This window comes from Streptomyces sp. NPDC047085 (assembly GCF_040643735.1).
Lineage (GTDB): Bacteria > Actinomycetota > Actinomycetes > Streptomycetales > Streptomycetaceae > Streptomyces.
This window is the reverse complement of record NZ_JBEYUW010000002.1, coordinates 602,993-617,696: the sequence shown is the minus strand read 5'-3', so window position 1 is coordinate 617,696 and position 14,704 is coordinate 602,993. Positions and strand designations below refer to the sequence as shown.

The following is a 14,704-nucleotide window of genomic DNA, read 5'->3' as shown; positions in this document are numbered from 1 at the left end:
TCCCACTCCCTGTACGACGACTGCGAATCGCTCCGTACGATGCGTGCGACACGGCCGAACATCCCGGTTCCGGTCGACGCACCGACGGAATCCGACGGGGGAGAGCATGCTGACGCTGGAATCCGACACCTTCGACCACCTCGACCTCCAGGTGCTGTCCGCCCTGGAGATCGACGGCCGGGCCTCCTTCAGCCGGATCGGGCAGGTGCTCGGCGTCTCCGACCAGACCGTCGCGCGCCGCTACCGCCGCCTGTGCGCCGAGGGCGGCCTGCGGGTCGTCGCCCAGCGCGACGCCGTGGTCCTCGGCCAGGACCAGTGGATGCTCCGCCTGCGCTGCACCCCCGACAGCGCCACCGTCATCGCCGAGGCGCTCGCCAAACGCCCCGACACCTCTTGGATCGGCCTCGCCGCCGGCGGCACCGAGATCGCCTGCATGACCCGGCCGCGCAGCCCCGGCGACCACGACGACCTCCTCCTCGGCAAACTGCCGCGCACCCCTAGCGTGGTGGAGATCCGCGCCCAGCAGCTCCTGCACCGCTTCTACGGCGGCCCCACCGGCTGGACCCGCAAGTTCCGGGCGCTCGACGCCGACCAGATCGCCGCCCTGCGCCCCCAGCCCCTCCCGCCCGACCGGCCCGCGGGACCGGCCCGCATCGAACCCGAGGACGAGCCGCTCCTCGCCGTCCTGCAACGCGACGGCCGGGCCACCCACCCCGAACTGCAGCGCGCCACCGGCCGCTCCGAGTCCGCCGTCAAACGCCGCCTCGCCGCCCTCCTCGGCTCCGGAGCGGTGTTCATCGACGTCGAGTACGACTCCGAGACCCTCGGGCACCCCCGCGCGGCCCTGCTGTGGATCACCACCGCCCCCGCCGCCCTGCACTCAGTCGGCGAGGCCCTCGCCGGACACGACGAGATAGCCTTCGCCTCCGCCACCGCCGGCCCCTCCCACATCGTCGCCACCGTCGTCGTCCGCGACACCGCGCACCTGTACGCCTACCTGAGCGGGCCGCTCGGCCGGCTGGAGGGCGTGCAGCACGTGGAGACGAGCCCGTTCCTGCGCCGGGTCAAACAGCTGACGTACCGCGCGGGACGCTGACGGCCGACTCCGTGCCGCTCGCGTGCCCCGCGCCGCTCAGTCGCCGCGGCGTCGGAGCCGCTCGCCGCCCGCCAGGACCGCCGCCGCCAGCGCGTTCGCGGCGTCCTCCGCGGCCGCCCGCCGGCGCCCGTGGACGAGGACGAAGTCGACCTTGCCCAGCTCCGGCAGGCCCGCGCGCTCGGGCACCCGGAGCAGGCCCGGCGGGATCAGCCGCCGGGAGTGGGCCATCACGCCGAGCCCCGCACGGGCGGCGGCGATGAGACCGTTGAGGCTGCCGCTCGTGCACACGATCCGCCAGTGGCGCCCCTCGGCCTCCAGCGCCTCCAGCGCCCGGGCCCGAGTGATGCCGGGCGGCGGATACACGATCAGCGGAACGGGCCGGTCCGGGTCCAGGCGCAGCCGCTCGGCGCCGATCCACACCAGGTCATCGCGCCACACCAGCGCGCCGCGCGGATCCTCGGGACGCCGCTTGGCCAGCACCAGGTCGAGCTTCCCGGCGGCCAGCTGCTCGTGCAGGGTGCCGGACAGCTCGACGGTCAGCTCCAGGTCGACCTCGGGATGGTCGTAACGGAAGCCCTCCAGGATCTCCGGCAGCCGGGTCAGCACGAAGTCCTCCGAGGCGCCGAAGCGCAGCCGGCCGCGCACCCGGGTGCCGGTGAAGAAGGCCGTCGCCTGCTCGTGCACCTCCAGCAGCCGGCGGGCGAAGCCCAGCATGGCCTCGCCGTCCTCGGTCAGCTCCACCGAGTGCGTGTCCCGTGAGAACAGCTGACGGCCCGTGGCGTCCTCCAGCCGGCGCACATGCTGGCTGACCGTCGACTGACGCAGCCCGAGGCGCCCGGCGGCCTGCGTGAAGCTGAGCGTCTGGGCCACCGCGAGGAACGTGCGCAGGTGGGTGGGGTCGTACATGACGGCAGCGTAGCGCGGTCATCGGGGAACGTGATGACAGTCAGAGTGGTATGTGGGATTCCCGATCGGCGGGAGGAAGAGGACGATGGAGAGGGGTCTTCCGGGCCCATGCAGCACCGTGACGAACAGGTACAAGCAGTACGAACAGCAATCGGAGCACCGTGAAACGCCTGCGCTGGCCGAGTTGGATGCCGATCGATCCCTACATCGTGCTGCTGCTGGCCACGGTGGGCCTCGCGGCGCTCCTGCCGGCCCGGGGCACCGGCGCCGACGTGGCCTCCGGCGCGTCCACGGCCGCGATCGCCTTCCTCTTCTTCCTCTACGGCGCCCGGCTCTCCACCCATGAGGCGCTGGCCGGGCTGCGCCACTGGCGGCTGCACGCCACCGTGCTGGCCTGCACCTTCGTCGTGTTTCCGGTGCTGGGGCTGGTCGCGCGCGGCCTGGTGCCGGTTCTGCTGACCCACCCGCTGTATCAGGGGCTGCTGTTCCTGACGCTGGTGCCGTCCACCATCCAGTCGTCCATCGCGTTCACCTCGATCGCCCGGGGGAACGTGCCCGCCGCGATCTGTGCGGGCTCCTTCTCCTCCCTGGTCGGCATCGTCGTCACCCCGCTGCTGGCGGCCGCGCTGCTCGGCAACAGCGGCGGCGGGTTCTCCGCCGACTCCCTGGTGAAGATCGTGCTCCAGCTGCTGGTGCCGTTCCTCGCCGGGCAGGTGCTGCGCCGGTGGATCGGCGGCTTCGTCGCCCGGCACAAGAAGGTGCTCGGCCTGGTGGACCGTGGCTCGATCCTGCTGGTCGTCTACACCGCGTTCAGCGAGGGCATGACCCAGGGCATCTGGCACCAGGTCAGCCCCGTGCGGCTGGCCGGGCTGCTCGGTGTCGAGGCCGTGCTGCTGGCCGTGATGCTCGCCCTGACCTGGTACGGCTCCAGGGCGCTGGGCTTCGGCCGGGAGGACCGGATCGCCATCCAGTTCGCCGGGTCGAAGAAGTCCCTCGCCTCCGGGCTGCCCATGGCGAGCGTGCTGTTCGGCGGCCACGCCTCCCTGGCCGTGCTGCCGCTGATGCTCTTCCACCAGATGCAGCTGATGGTGTGCGCGGTCATCGCCAAGCGCCGGGCCCACGACCCGCGGACGACCCCGAGACCGTCAGCCGCCCACGTGGTCCAAGGCGAGCCACAGCACCGTGTCCTGCGCTGACCGCGGGTTCTTCGGGTCGGGAGCCGGACATCAGGGGCGCAGGACGACCTTGCCGAGGTTGGCCCGGGACTCGATCACCTCGTGCGCCTCGGCCGCGTCCTCCAGCGCGAACTCGCCGTGCACGGCGGGCTTCAGGTCGCCGTCGGCGAACATCCGCCACAGGTCCCGCCGCCACTGCTCGTACAGGTCCGGCCGGCCCCGGGCGATCAGGGCCATCTGGAAGCCGATCACCGACTTGGCGCCGACCAGCAGGTCGTAGGCCCGGATCGTGCCGCCGCCGGAGCTGTAGGCGACCAGCCGGCCGTGCGGGGCGAGCGCGGCGAGGGCGGGGGTGAGCAGGTCGCCGCCGACCGCGTCCAGGACACAGTCGACCGGCTCTCCCCAGCTGTCGTCGGCGTAGTGGACACAGTCGTCGGCGCCCAGCGAGCGCACGAACTCCGCCTTGGCCGGATCGGAGACGGCCCCCACGACCCGCCCCGCGCCCCGCGCCCGTGCCAGTTGCACCGCCAGGTGTCCGACCCCGCTTGCCGCCGCCGTGACCAGCACCGACTCGCCCGGCGCGGGGCGTGCCGCCGCCAGCGCGCCGTACGCGACCAGGCCGCTGCGCACCAGGGCGACGGCGTCCACGGCGCCGGCATCGTCGGGCACGGGGGAGGCCATGGCCTCGTGCAGCACGGCGAAGTCGGCGTACCCGTGGCCGAAGCACAGCCCGGTGACCCGGTCGCCGGCGCGGAAGCGGGTCACGCCCGCACCGACGGCCACCACTTCACCGGCGAGCTCGCCGCCCAGGGCGATGGGTTCGGGGGCCTCGGTGACCTTGCGGACCACCGGCAAAGTGACACCGACGGCCGCGCAGCGCACCAGCAGCTCACCGGGGCCGGGCTCGGGGACGGGGGCCTCCTCCAGGAACAGGGGGCCGCCGGTGGACTCGTACCGGACGCGACGCATCGCAACCTCCAGACGCCGGACACGCGGTACGCACCGACGGATCGTTGGGAGCACCCATGAATTCGTTGGGAGCCCCAACGGTAGGGGAGATTCATGGGGAAGTCCAACGATTCTTCGGTAGGCTGCCGCCATGGCCGAAGCACCTCTCCCCGCCATCCGCGCCCTGCCCAGCTGGCTCCTCGGCCGGGCCGCCGCGCGCGGCCGCGCCCTGGTCGCCGACGCGCTCGCGGCCGAGGGCATGAAGATGTGGCACCACGTGGTGCTCTCCGCCGTACGCGACCTCGCCCCCGTCGCCCAGGCCGACCTGGGCCGGGGCGTGGGCCTCGACCCCAAGGACGTCGTCGGCGTGCTCAACAACCTCCAGGCCGACGGCCTCGTCGTCCGCGCCCCCGACCCCAAGGACCGGCGCAAGAACGCCGTCTCCCTCACCGACGCGGGCGCCCGCATGCTCGCCCGCTGCGAGAAGGCCGCCCGCGAGGCCAACGACGAGCTGCTCGCCCCGCTGACAGCGGCCGAACGCGATCAGTTCACGGGCCTGTTGATCCGGATTTCCGGCACGGACGGCTGACGGCGGCTAACGTTCCGTCATGACCGCAGCTCCCGTCCTTGATCCGCAGCGCACCGCCCTCGTCCTGGTCGACCTCATGGACCGCATCGTCGCGCTGCCCCTGGAACCCCGCAAAGGCACCGAAGTGCTCGCCGTCGCCGAGGAGTTGGCGTCCGCCTTCCGCTCCGCCGGCGCGCTCGTCGTACTGATCCGGGTCGAACGCCCCTCGGTCGCCGAGCAGCCGCCCGGCAGCGGGCTGGTGGCCGGACTCGTCCGCGACGGCGACGTCGAGATCGTCAAGCGGACCATCGGCGGCTTCCAGGGCACGGATCTGGACGAGCGGCTGCGCGAACACGGCATCACCACGCTCGTGTTCGGCGGCATCGCCACCAACCTCGGCGTCGAGTCCACCGCCCGCGCCGCCGCCGACCTCGGCTACGACCTCGTCTTCGTGGAGGACGCCATGGCCGGGCTCACCGCCGCCGAACACGACGCGTCCGTCCGGCTGGACTTCCCGAGGCTGGGCACGGTCGTGACCGCCTCCCAGATCCGCCTCGCGCCCCGCTGAGCCACCTGCGCCCCTTGCCCCGGCGGTCCTCGGCGCATTGCTCGGGCGTCCGAAGGTCTGCAAGAAGCCGACAACAGAGGTGCCCGATTCCTGTGGCTTCACCTGCCGCCGTATCCGCCGGTTACTGATCAGACTGGAGAATCCCGCTACCCACGGCAACAAGGGGGATCCCGACATGAACGGCTCGCGCATCGCCGCCATCGGTCACTACCAGCCGGCCAAGGTGCTCACCAACGAGGACCTGGCCGGCATGGTCGACACCAGCGACGAGTGGATCCGCAGCCGGGTGGGCATCCGTACCCGGCACATCGCCGGACCCGAGGAACCCGTCGACGAGCTGGCCGCGCACGCCGCCGCCAAGGCCCTCGCCGCGGCCGGCCTCACCCCCGGCGACATCGACCTGGTCCTGGTCGCCACCTCCACGGCGATCGACCGCTCGCCGAACACCGCCGCCCGGGTCGCGGCCCGGCTCGGCATCCCGGGGCCCGCCGCGATGGACGTGAACGTGGTGTGCGCCGGGTTCACGCACGCCCTGGCCACCGCCGACCACACGGTCCGGGCGGGCGCCGCCACCCGGGCGCTGGTCATCGGCGCCGACAAGATGTCCGAGGTCACCGACTGGAGCGACCGCACCACCTGCGTCCTGGTCGGCGACGGGGCGGGCGCCGCGGTGGTCGAGGCGTGCGCGCCGGGCCAGGAGCCCGGGATCGGTCCGGTGCTGTGGGGGTCGGTGCCCGAGATGGGCCACGCCGTGCGGATCGAGGGCACGCCGCCGCGGTTCGCGCAGGAGGGGCAGAGCGTCTACCGCTGGGCCACCACCCAGCTGCCGCCCATCGCCCGCCGCGCCTGCGAGTGCGCCGGCGTCGACCCCGTCGACCTCGCCGCGGTCGTCACGCACCAGGCCAACCTGCGCATCATCGAGCCCCTCGCGGAGAAGCTCGGCGCCGTCAACGCCGTGGTCGCGCGCGATGTCACCGAGTCCGGCAACACCTCCGCCGCCAGCATCCCGCTCGCCCTGTCCAAGCTGATCGAGCGGGGTGAGGTGCGCAGCGGCGACCCGGTCCTGCTCTTCGGCTTCGGCGGCAACCTGTCGTACGCCGGTCAGGTCGTGCGGTGCCCGTGAGGCGCCCGGTGCGGGCGCGCGGCGGGATGTGACGCGCCCGACTTCCGCTTCTTCTGGACCCTGTGCGCCGTAGACTGTAGACGAAAGACAATCGATAGTTGGTGCCACGTCCAGGAGGGGGACCGCGATGTTGCCGACCGGACTGCCGCAGGGTGCCGTGCCGAGGCTGGAGCGCCCCGGCCCGTTGCGCGAGCGTGTCTACGAGGCGCTGCTCGAGCTGATCACCACCCGCGCCCTGGAGCCGGGCCGGCACCTCGTGGAGAGCGAACTCGCCGGACAGCTCGGCGTCTCCCGGCAGCCGGTGCGCGAGGCGCTGCAGCGGCTGAACACCGAGGGCTGGGTGGACCTGCGGCCCGCGCAGGGCGCGTTCGTCCACGAGCCCACCCAGCAGGAGGCCGACCAACTGCTGTCGGTCCGCTCGCTCCTGGAGGCGGAGGCGGCCCGGCTCGCCGCCCTGAACGCCGACAAGGCGGGCGTCGACGCCCTCCGCGACATCGTGGCGCAGGGCAGACCGGCCGTGGCCGCGCGCGACGTCCCCCGGGCCGTCGCGCTCAACGCCGCCTTCCACGCCAAGATCATGGAACTGGCGGGCAACGCGGTCCTCGCCGAACTCGCCGCCCAGGTCGACCGCCGGGTCCGCTGGTACTACGCGCCGGTGGCCCGGCTGCGCGGCGACACCTCCTGGGACGAGCACGAGCAGCTGATCCACGCCATCGACGACCGCGACGAGCAGCGCGCCACCCGGCTCATGCGCGAACATACCGAGCACACCCGGCAGTCCTACCACTTGCAGGGCAACTCCTGACCTAACGCGGGGAGTCGGGCGGCGGCACAGCGCGGCCCGATCACGCGGGGGCCGGCTCGCCTGCCCGGGCGGTACGGACGCCCCAGCGGGCCTCCGCGCCCAGCATCGCCACCAACACCGCGACCAGAGCGAGGAGTTCGCCCGCCGCCGAGAACCGGGTGCCGACGAGCGCGGTCGCCAGGACCACCGGCGCGGCCCCCGCGCGAAAGCGCAGGGGCCGCAGCCGCATCGCCGCGCGGAAGGCGGCGTCGCCCGCCAGGAACAGGGCGACTCCGCCCGCCAGCGCCAGCGCCGGGCCCCCGTGCGCGGGCGACCCGAGGTGGCCGAGGGCCTTCTTCACACCCGCCGCGAGAAAGGCGATGCCGAGCAGCATCGGCAGGAAGGCGTAGTAGTACGCGTTCATCGCCAGACGCCAGCGGTCCGCCGCCGGGGTCGCGCGGAACGCCGCCTCGGCGCGCTCCTCGTCGCGCACGAAGTACGTCCACCACAGCGCGGCCGCCAGCGCCAGCGCCAGGAACGCGCCCCCGAACAGGCCCGGCGTCAGCGGCAGATCGCCTATCCCGACGCCGATCGAGATCACCGACTCACCGAACGCGATGATCAGCAGCAGTCCGTGCCGCTCCACGAAGTGCGCCGGGTCCAGGCTGCCCAGCTGCACCCGCATCGTCTCGGGCGTACGGCCTCCTTCACGCTCGGCTCGGCTGGTGCGGGCGGACCCCCAGCGGCGTCCGGGGCCGTGCTCGGCGACGTAGGGCGTCACGAACTGCAGCGCGATCGCCAGCAGCCACAGTCCGTCCGCCGGCAGGCCGTCGACGAGGCCCGCGGCCGTCACCGACAGGGCGGCCAGCGCGTTCGAGACGCCGTACCAGATCGAGTCCCAGCCGTGGCTGCGGGTGTACAGCGCGGTGTGCACGACGACGACCACGAGGAAACCGAGCCCGAACACCACGCCGGTGTCGTCGAAGACGCGCGGGATCGCCAGCGCGCACACCAGGAACGCGCCCATGCCGAGCATCAGCAGCAGCCGGCGCGCCGGACGGTCGGGCGGCACCTGGTTGGTGAGATAGGCGTAGGCGCCGTACATCCAGAACAGCACGACGAGGATCAGCGCCACCCGGCCGGCGGTGGCGAACGACAGGTCGTGCGCCAGCAGCACGGTGAGCTGGGTGAGCGTGAAGACGAAGACCAGGTCGAAGAAGAGTTCCAGGGTGGTGACCCGGCGCCCCGGATCCTCGGCCGCCGGGTCGACGGGCGTGCTGTGCATGCGGTGTTCCCCCTCCGTTGATCGCTGAGCCGATCGTAGAGGGGGAACACCCTGTGTCAGGTCAGGCCATCTCCTCGCCGAGCGGCTGCGGGTTGGGGACGATGCTCCGGGCGTCCGGCCTGCCCGGTGCCTTGAGGAAGAGGGCCAGCGCCGCGGAGGCGAGGCCGATGGAGCCGGCCAGCACGAAGGCGCCGTGGTAGTCCCACGCGCCGACGACGACCGAGCCCAGACCGGAGCCGACGAGGCCCGAGATCAGCTTGGAGCTGTAGACCATGCCGTAGTTGCTTGCGTTGTTGTTCTCACCGAAGTAGTCCGCCGTCATGGCCGCGAACAGCGGGAAGATCGCGCCGCCGCCGAAGCCGGAGACCATGGAGCAGAACAGGAAGAACGGCATGCTGCCCATCTGGCCGGAGACCAGCACGCCGAACTGCGCGCTGCCGAGCACGAGACACACGATGATCAGGGTGTTGCGACGCCCGTAGCGGTCGGATATCCAGCCGATGACACCGCGTCCGGTGCCGTTGACGATGGCCTTCAGGGACATCGCCGTGGCCACGATCCCGCCCGCGAAGCCCATGTCCTTGCCGAACGGCACCTGGAAGGCGATGCCGAAGATGTTGATGCCGGCCGTGCACAGCAGACAGAACCACATCATCCACAGGACCGGGGTACGAGCGGCCTCCCGTGGCGTGTACTGCTTGATCGCCGGCGGGTTCTTCTCCAGGGCCCGGCGGATGCGCGGGTCGTCGGTCGCCTTCAGCGGATCGACCTGCGCGGGCCACCAGTTCTTCGGCGGGTCCTTGAAGAACCAGCCCGCGGCGGCGACCATCACGCACAGCCCGACACCGACCGTCGCCAGCACCGACTGGTAGTTGCCCAGGTCCATGTACGAGGTGAACAGGAACACGAACGGCACGGACCCGTAGGCGAAACCGCCATTGACGAAGCCGGTCTTGCCGCCCTTCCGCTCCGGATACCACTTGCCGACCATGTTCACGCAGGTCGCGTAGACGAGACCGGCACCGATGCCGCTGCACACGCCGAAGCCGAGGTAGGCGACCAGCACGTGCGGCGCGTAGGCCAGTGACAGATAGCCCAGCATGGTGCCGACCGCGCCGATCAGCATGGCCGTGCGCGCGGACAGCTTGCCGTTCTCCCGCAGCTGACCGGCCGGGAAGGCCACGGCCGCCTGGAAGAACACCCAGACGCCCATCAGCCAGAAGATGTGCCCGCTGCTCCACAGATGCGCCTCGTGGAGCGTGTCCTCCGCCGACGTGAACGCGTACTCGGCGGAGCTGATGCCCATCATGCCCACCCAGGGCAGGATGACCATCCACTTGCGTGTGCGGCCCATGACGTCGACATCGGACTCGCCGATCCGGTACACGCGGCCGTTGCGGTCCGTCACCTCTCTGTACGGGACGGACGACGAGAATTCGGTGGTTGTCATCTGTGCTCAGCACCCCTTGCGTCGAAAGTTCTGGCCAGCGCCCCCTGTCCATCGCCTTTCGTGCGCGCACGGGTCACGGGACCGGCCGACGCGCACCCGCCGGCCGGCCCCCGACTCACTCACGTCATGAACCGCCCCCCAACAACCCCGCCGCCCGCGCCCACCTGTACTTCGCGCCGAGCACGGCCACCGGCCGTTCGGTGGTGTACGGGTAGGCCACGACCCCCCGCTCGTACAGGTACTGGCAGGCCTCCTCGACCTCGACGTCCCCGGCGAGGGACGCCACGACCGGCTTCTCGACGCCCCGTTCGCGGAACTCGGCGACCACGCGCGCGGTCAGCTCGGCGAAGACCATCGGCGGGGTGACGATGGTGTGCCAGTAGCCGAGGACGAGCGCGTGGATCCGGGGGTCCTCCAGGCCGAGGCGGATCGTCGCCTCGTACGTCGACGGTGGCTCGCCCCCGGTGATGTCCACGGGGTTGCCGGCCGCCCCGAACGGCGGGATGAACCGGCGGAACGCCTCGTCCAGATCGGGCGGGATCTCCATCAGGGACAGCCCGTTGTCGGTCACCGCGTCGGACAGCAGCACGCCGCTGCCGCCCGCCCCGGTGATGATCACGACGTTGTCGCCCTTCGGGGTGGGCAGGACGGGCAGGGCGCGGGCGTACTCCAGCATGTCGTTCAGGCCGGGCGCCCGGATCACGCCCGCCTGCCGCAGGATGTCGTCGTACACCGCGTCGTCGCCCGCGAGGGCGCCGGTGTGCGAACCGGCCGCCTTCGCCCCCGCCGCCGTACGGCCCGCCTTCAGTACCACGACCGGCTTCTTCGGCACGGTCGCGCGGGCCGCCGCCACGAACGCCCGCCCGTCCTTGAGGTCTTCGAGGTGCATGGCGATGCACTCGGTGTGCGGGTCCTCGCCGAACCAGGTCAGCAGGTCGTCCTCGTCCAGGTCCGCCTTGTTGCCGAGGCCGACGATCGCCGACACACCCGTCTTCGTGGTCCGGGCGAAGCCGAGGATGGCCATGCCGATGCCACCGGACTGCGAGGTCAGCGCCACCCCTCCCTTGACGTCGTACGGCGTGCAGAACGTGGCGCACAGGTCGTGCCAGGTGGAGTAGTAGCCGTAGATGTTGGGGCCGAGGAGGCGGACGCCGTGCCGCTCGGCGATCCGCACGATCTCCGCCTGGAGTTCGTGCTCGCCGGTCTCCGCGAAACCGGAGGGGATGAGGACCGCGTTGGGGATCTTCTTGCGTCCCACCTCCTCCAGCGCCGCGGCCACGAACGGGGCGGGAATGGCGAACACGGCCACATCCACCTCACCGGGAACGTCCGTGACACTCTTGTACGCCTTGCGGCCCAGAATGTCATCGGCCCGGGGGTTCACCGGGTGGATCTCCCCGGAGAATCCGCCGTCGAGGAGGTTGCGCATCACCGAATTGCCGATCTTGCCCTGCTCGTTGGAGGCGCCGATGACGGCGACGGAGGAGGGCCGCATCAGCCGGCGCATGGACGCGAGGATCTCGTCGCGTGTGTACGTCCTCCTCGGTGCCGGCCGGCTCTCGGCGAGGATCACCCGGATGTCGGCGGCGACCGCGCCCTCCGGCGTCGCGATCACCGGATTGAGGTCCACCTCGGCGATCTCCGGGAAGTCACCGACCAGTTGGGACACCCGCCGGATCTGCTCCGCGACCGCCCACCGGTCCACGCCCGCCCGCCCGCGCACCCCGCGCAGGATCTCCGCCGACCGGATGGAGTCCAGCATCGACAGCGCCTCGTCGGCCGACACCGGTGCCAGGCGGAACGTCACGTCCTTCAGCACCTCGACCAGCACACCGCCGAGCCCGAACGCCACGACCTTCCCGAACGTGGGGTCGGTGACCGCGCCGACGATGACCTCCTGCCCCTGGGGCAGCAGCTCCTGGACCTGGACGCCCTCGATCCGGGCCGCGGAGTCGTAGGCGCGCGCGTTCTCGACGATCCTGTGGAACGCGGCCCGTACGTCCGCCGCGCCCGCCACCCCGACGACCACCCCGCCGGCGTCGGTCTTGTGCAGGATGTCCGGCGAGACGATCTTCATGACCACGGGCCCGCCGAACCGCGCGACGGCCGCCACCGCCTCGTCCACGTCCGTCGCCAACTCCTCGCCCGGTACGGCGATCCCGTACGCGTCGGCGATCACCTTGCCCTCGGGCGCGGTCAGCGCGGTGCGGCCCTCGGCGCGCACGGAGTCCAGCAGGGACCGCACCCGCAGCAGCCGGTCCTCGGCCATCACGTCAGATCACCCCGTTCGACTTGAGGAGGAGCAACTCTTCTTCCCCGAGGCCGAGTTCACCGACGTAGACCTCTTCGTTGTGCTCACCGAGCAGCGGGGAGGCGGTCACGTCGACGGGGGAGTCGGAGAGCTTGAGCGGGCTGCCGACGGTGATGAACTCGCCGCGCTCGGGGTGCGGGACGCTGACGACCATCTCGTTGGCGGCCAGTGAGGCGTCCTCGATGATCTCCTTGGTGGACAGGATCGGCCCGCACGGGATGTTGTGCGCGTTCAGCCGCTCCAGCACCTCCCACTTGGGCAGCGTGGACGTCCACTCCTCGATCAGCTGGAACATCTTGGTCAGCTTCGGCAGCCGGGCCCCCGGGGTGGCCCACTCGGGGTCGTCGGCGAGTTCGGGCCGGCCGATCAGTTCGCTGAGCGGCTTCCAGCCGACGGGCTGGACGATGACGTACACGTAGTCGTTCGGTCCGCCCGGCGCGCACCTGACCGCCCAGCCGGGCTGGCCGCCGCCGGAGGCGTTGCCGGAGCGGGGGACTTCCGAGCCGAAGTCGTCGTTGGGGTATTCGGCGAGCGGCCCGTGCGCCAGGCGCTGCTGATCGCGCAGCTTCACCCGGCACAGGTTGAGCACCGCGTGCTGCATGGCCACGTTGACCCGCTGGCCGCGTCCGGTCCGCTCCCGCTGGAGCAGGGCGGCGAGGATGCCGGCCACGGCGTGCACACCCGTCCCCGAGTCGCCTATCTGGGCACCGGTCGCCAGCGGCGGCCCGTCCTCGAACCCGGTCGTCGCCATCGACCCGCCCATGGCCTGTGCGACCACCTCGTACGCCTTGAAGTCGGTGTACGGGCCCTCCCCGAACCCCTTGATGGAGGCATAGACGATCCGGGGATTGATCTCCCGGATGCGGTCCCAGGTGAAGCCCATGCGGTCGACCGCGCCCGGGCCGAAGTTCTCGACCATGACGTCCGAGCGGCGGATCAGCTCGGTGAGGATCTCCTTGCCGCGCTCGGTCTTGGTGTTCAGCGTGATGCTGCGCTTGTTGCAGTTGAGCATCGTGAAGTAGAGGGAGTCGACGTCCGGGATGTCGCGCAGCTGGGTGCGCGTGATGTCACCGGTCGGCGCCTCCAGCTTGACGACGTCCGCGCCCAGCCAGGCCAGCAACTGGGTGGCTGAGGGCCCGGACTGGACGTGCGTCATGTCCAGGACGCGGATGCCGTCGAGTGCCTTGGTGGACGTGCCGGTCATGGGAGGCCACCTCACTTGTATGGGCTGATCGCATGCGGTCGACCGTACATTGCATACAGTCGACGAATACTGTATGAAGCTTGTTATCCCGCATCCGGTGGGTGGTGTCCAGGGGGCGTGCGGCACTTTTCAGACAGGAGCCGAGATGGACCTGTACGAGTACCAGGCAAGGGACCTCCTCGAGGAACACGGCATCGTGGTGCCGCGGGCCGAGGTCACCGACTCGCCCGAGCAGGCGCGCGAGATCGCCCGCCGACTGGGCGGCCGGGTCGTGGTGAAGGCCCAGGTGAAGACCGGTGGCCGGGGCAAGGCGGGCGGTGTGCGGCTCGCCGCCGACCCGGCTGCCGCCGAGCTGACGGCCCGCCGGATCCTGGGCATGGACATCAAGGGGCACACGGTCGGCACGGTCATGCTGGCCGAGCCCGTGGACATCGAGAGCGAGTTCTACGTCTCCTACGTCCTCGACCGCGCGGCCGGCCGCTTCCTCGCCATCGCCTCCGCCGAGGGCGGCATGGAGATCGAGGAGGTCGCCGCCACGCGGCCCGAGGCCGTGGCGCGGGTGCCGATCGACCCGGCCCAGGGCGTCACCTCCGCCAAGGCGGCCGAGATCGCCGACGCGGCCGGGCTGCCGCCGCAGACGGTCGACGTCCTGGTACGCCTGTGGCAGGTACTGGTCCGCGAGGACGCCCTGCTGGTCGAGGTCAACCCGCTGGTGCGCACCACCCAGGGCCGCATCGTCGCGCTGGACGGCAAGGTCACCCTGGACGACAACGCCCGCTTCCGGCAGGCCCGCTGGGGCGCGGAGCCGGACGAGCACCGCGATCCGCTGGAGGCGATGGCCGCCGCCCGGGGCCTCCACTACGTCAGGCTCGACGGCGAGGTCGGTGTCATCGGCAACGGCGCGGGCCTGGTCATGTCGACCCTCGACGCGGTCGCCGGCTGCGGCGCCCGGCCCGCGGACTTCCTGGACATCGGCGGCGGAGCCTCCGCCCGGATCATGGCCGACGGACTCTCGGTGATCCTGTCCGACCCGGCCGTGAAGTCCGTCTTCGTCAATGTCTTCGGCGGGATCACCGCCTGCGACGCGGTCGCCGACGGCATCGTCCGGGCCCTGGACACCGTACGGCTGACCAGGCCGCTGGTCGTCCGCCTCGACGGCAACAACGCCGCACGCGGCCGCGCGATCCTCGACGAGCGCGCGCACCCGCTGGTCGAACAGGTCGCCACCATGGGCGGCGCCGCCCGCCGGGCCGCCGAACTCGCCCGCACCGCCTGAGGAGGACACG

General features: G+C 71.7%; 13 protein-coding genes. 7 read left to right on the top strand and 6 right to left on the bottom strand.

All coding sequences use genetic code 11. The features are described 5' to 3' along the window. Positions 1-106: 106 nt before the first annotated feature. The gene (locus tag ABZ865_RS08420; RefSeq protein ID WP_361225865.1) at positions 107-1,096 is read left to right on the top strand and encodes an AsnC family transcriptional regulator; all 990 of its coding nucleotides are present in this window, start codon (positions 107-109) and stop codon (positions 1,094-1,096) included. Between the two features lie 36 nt (positions 1,097-1,132). On the opposite strand, the gene ABZ865_RS08415 is transcribed toward ABZ865_RS08420, so the two are convergent. Beyond that, on the bottom strand, positions 1,133-2,002 hold the full coding sequence (locus tag ABZ865_RS08415; RefSeq protein WP_361225862.1) for a LysR substrate-binding domain-containing protein: 870 nt from the start codon (positions 2,000-2,002) through the stop codon (positions 1,133-1,135). A gap of 188 nt (positions 2,003-2,190) precedes the next feature. Between ABZ865_RS08415 and ABZ865_RS08410 the strand changes: the two genes are divergently transcribed. Further along, on the top strand, positions 2,191-3,198 hold the full coding sequence (locus ABZ865_RS08410; protein WP_361225859.1) for a bile acid:sodium symporter family protein: 1,008 nt from the start codon (positions 2,191-2,193) through the stop codon (positions 3,196-3,198). Between the two features lie 30 nt (positions 3,199-3,228). On the opposite strand, the gene ABZ865_RS08405 is transcribed toward ABZ865_RS08410, so the two are convergent. Then, entirely contained in the window at positions 3,229-4,146 is a 918-nt protein-coding gene (locus ABZ865_RS08405) for a zinc-binding dehydrogenase (RefSeq protein ID WP_361225856.1), read from the bottom strand. 130 nt (positions 4,147-4,276) lie between these two features. Between ABZ865_RS08405 and ABZ865_RS08400 the strand changes: the two genes are divergently transcribed. The 4 genes from ABZ865_RS08400 (at position 4,277) to ABZ865_RS08385 (ending at position 7,189) form a co-directional block, all read left to right on the top strand. Further along, positions 4,277-4,714, top strand: a complete 438-nt coding sequence (locus tag ABZ865_RS08400; RefSeq protein WP_361225853.1) for a MarR family winged helix-turn-helix transcriptional regulator — start codon at positions 4,277-4,279, stop codon at positions 4,712-4,714. 19 nt (positions 4,715-4,733) lie between these two features. Then, on the top strand, positions 4,734-5,261 hold the full coding sequence (locus ABZ865_RS08395; protein WP_361225850.1) for an isochorismatase family protein: 528 nt from the start codon (positions 4,734-4,736) through the stop codon (positions 5,259-5,261). Positions 5,262-5,436: 175 nt separating this feature from the next. Beyond that, complete coding sequence (locus tag ABZ865_RS08390; protein ID WP_361225847.1) at positions 5,437-6,384, top strand: beta-ketoacyl-ACP synthase III; 948 nt, start codon at positions 5,437-5,439, stop codon at positions 6,382-6,384. Between the two features lie 127 nt (positions 6,385-6,511). Continuing rightward, positions 6,512-7,189: a GntR family transcriptional regulator gene (locus ABZ865_RS08385; protein WP_361225844.1), complete on the top strand. Its 678-nt coding sequence runs from the start codon at positions 6,512-6,514 to the stop codon at positions 7,187-7,189. 40 nt (positions 7,190-7,229) lie between these two features. Here ABZ865_RS08385 and ABZ865_RS08380 read toward each other — a convergent pair whose 3' ends face one another. The 4 genes from ABZ865_RS08380 to frc all read right to left on the bottom strand — a co-directional run bounded on the left by ABZ865_RS08380 (position 7,230) and on the right by frc (position 13,418). Next, positions 7,230-8,453 carry a low temperature requirement protein A gene (locus tag ABZ865_RS08380; protein ID WP_361225841.1) on the bottom strand — a complete coding sequence of 408 codons (1,224 nt, stop codon included), beginning with the start codon at positions 8,451-8,453 and terminating at the stop codon, positions 7,230-7,232. A 61-nt stretch (positions 8,454-8,514) separates the two neighbouring features. After that, positions 8,515-9,903 carry an OFA family MFS transporter gene (locus ABZ865_RS08375; protein WP_361225838.1) on the bottom strand — a complete coding sequence of 463 codons (1,389 nt, stop codon included), beginning with the start codon at positions 9,901-9,903 and terminating at the stop codon, positions 8,515-8,517. A 124-nt stretch (positions 9,904-10,027) separates the two neighbouring features. Then, on the bottom strand, positions 10,028-12,172 hold the full coding sequence (locus tag ABZ865_RS08370; RefSeq protein WP_361225835.1) for an acetate--CoA ligase family protein: 2,145 nt from the start codon (positions 12,170-12,172) through the stop codon (positions 10,028-10,030). Positions 12,173-12,176: 4 nt separating this feature from the next. Next, a complete protein-coding gene (gene frc / locus ABZ865_RS08365) occupies positions 12,177-13,418 on the bottom strand; it encodes a formyl-CoA transferase (RefSeq protein ID WP_361225832.1) in 1,242 nt (413 codons plus the stop codon). A 145-nt stretch (positions 13,419-13,563) separates the two neighbouring features. On the opposite strand from frc, the gene sucC reads away from it, so the two are divergent. Beyond that, positions 13,564-14,694, top strand: coding sequence for an ADP-forming succinate--CoA ligase subunit beta (gene sucC / locus ABZ865_RS08360; RefSeq protein ID WP_361225829.1), 1,131 nt, complete (start codon positions 13,564-13,566; stop codon positions 14,692-14,694). Positions 14,695-14,704 lie beyond the last annotated feature (10 nt).

Excerpts from the sequence above, each read along its gene's own strand:
- ABZ865_RS08395 (WP_361225850.1), top strand. The coding sequence starts at position 4,734 with ATGACCGCAGCTCCCGTCCTTGATCCGCAGCGCACCGCCCTCGTCCTG.
- sucC (WP_361225829.1), top strand. The coding sequence starts at position 13,564 with ATGGACCTGTACGAGTACCAGGCAAGGGACCTCCTCGAGGAACACGGC.
- ABZ865_RS08400 (WP_361225853.1), top strand. The coding sequence starts at position 4,277 with ATGGCCGAAGCACCTCTCCCCGCCATCCGCGCCCTGCCCAGCTGGCTC.
- ABZ865_RS08410 (WP_361225859.1), top strand. The coding sequence starts at position 2,191 with ATGCCGATCGATCCCTACATCGTGCTGCTGCTGGCCACGGTGGGCCTC.
- ABZ865_RS08420 (WP_361225865.1), top strand. The coding sequence starts at position 107 with ATGCTGACGCTGGAATCCGACACCTTCGACCACCTCGACCTCCAGGTG.
- frc (WP_361225832.1), bottom strand. The coding sequence starts at position 13,418 with ATGACCGGCACGTCCACCAAGGCACTCGACGGCATCCGCGTCCTGGAC.
- ABZ865_RS08390 (WP_361225847.1), top strand. The coding sequence starts at position 5,437 with ATGAACGGCTCGCGCATCGCCGCCATCGGTCACTACCAGCCGGCCAAG.
- ABZ865_RS08405 (WP_361225856.1), bottom strand. The coding sequence starts at position 4,146 with ATGCGTCGCGTCCGGTACGAGTCCACCGGCGGCCCCCTGTTCCTGGAG.
- ABZ865_RS08415 (WP_361225862.1), bottom strand. The coding sequence starts at position 2,002 with ATGTACGACCCCACCCACCTGCGCACGTTCCTCGCGGTGGCCCAGACG.
- ABZ865_RS08370 (WP_361225835.1), bottom strand. The coding sequence starts at position 12,172 with ATGGCCGAGGACCGGCTGCTGCGGGTGCGGTCCCTGCTGGACTCCGTG.
- ABZ865_RS08375 (WP_361225838.1), bottom strand. The coding sequence starts at position 9,903 with ATGACAACCACCGAATTCTCGTCGTCCGTCCCGTACAGAGAGGTGACG.
- ABZ865_RS08380 (WP_361225841.1), bottom strand. The coding sequence starts at position 8,453 with ATGCACAGCACGCCCGTCGACCCGGCGGCCGAGGATCCGGGGCGCCGG.
- ABZ865_RS08385 (WP_361225844.1), top strand. The coding sequence starts at position 6,512 with ATGTTGCCGACCGGACTGCCGCAGGGTGCCGTGCCGAGGCTGGAGCGC.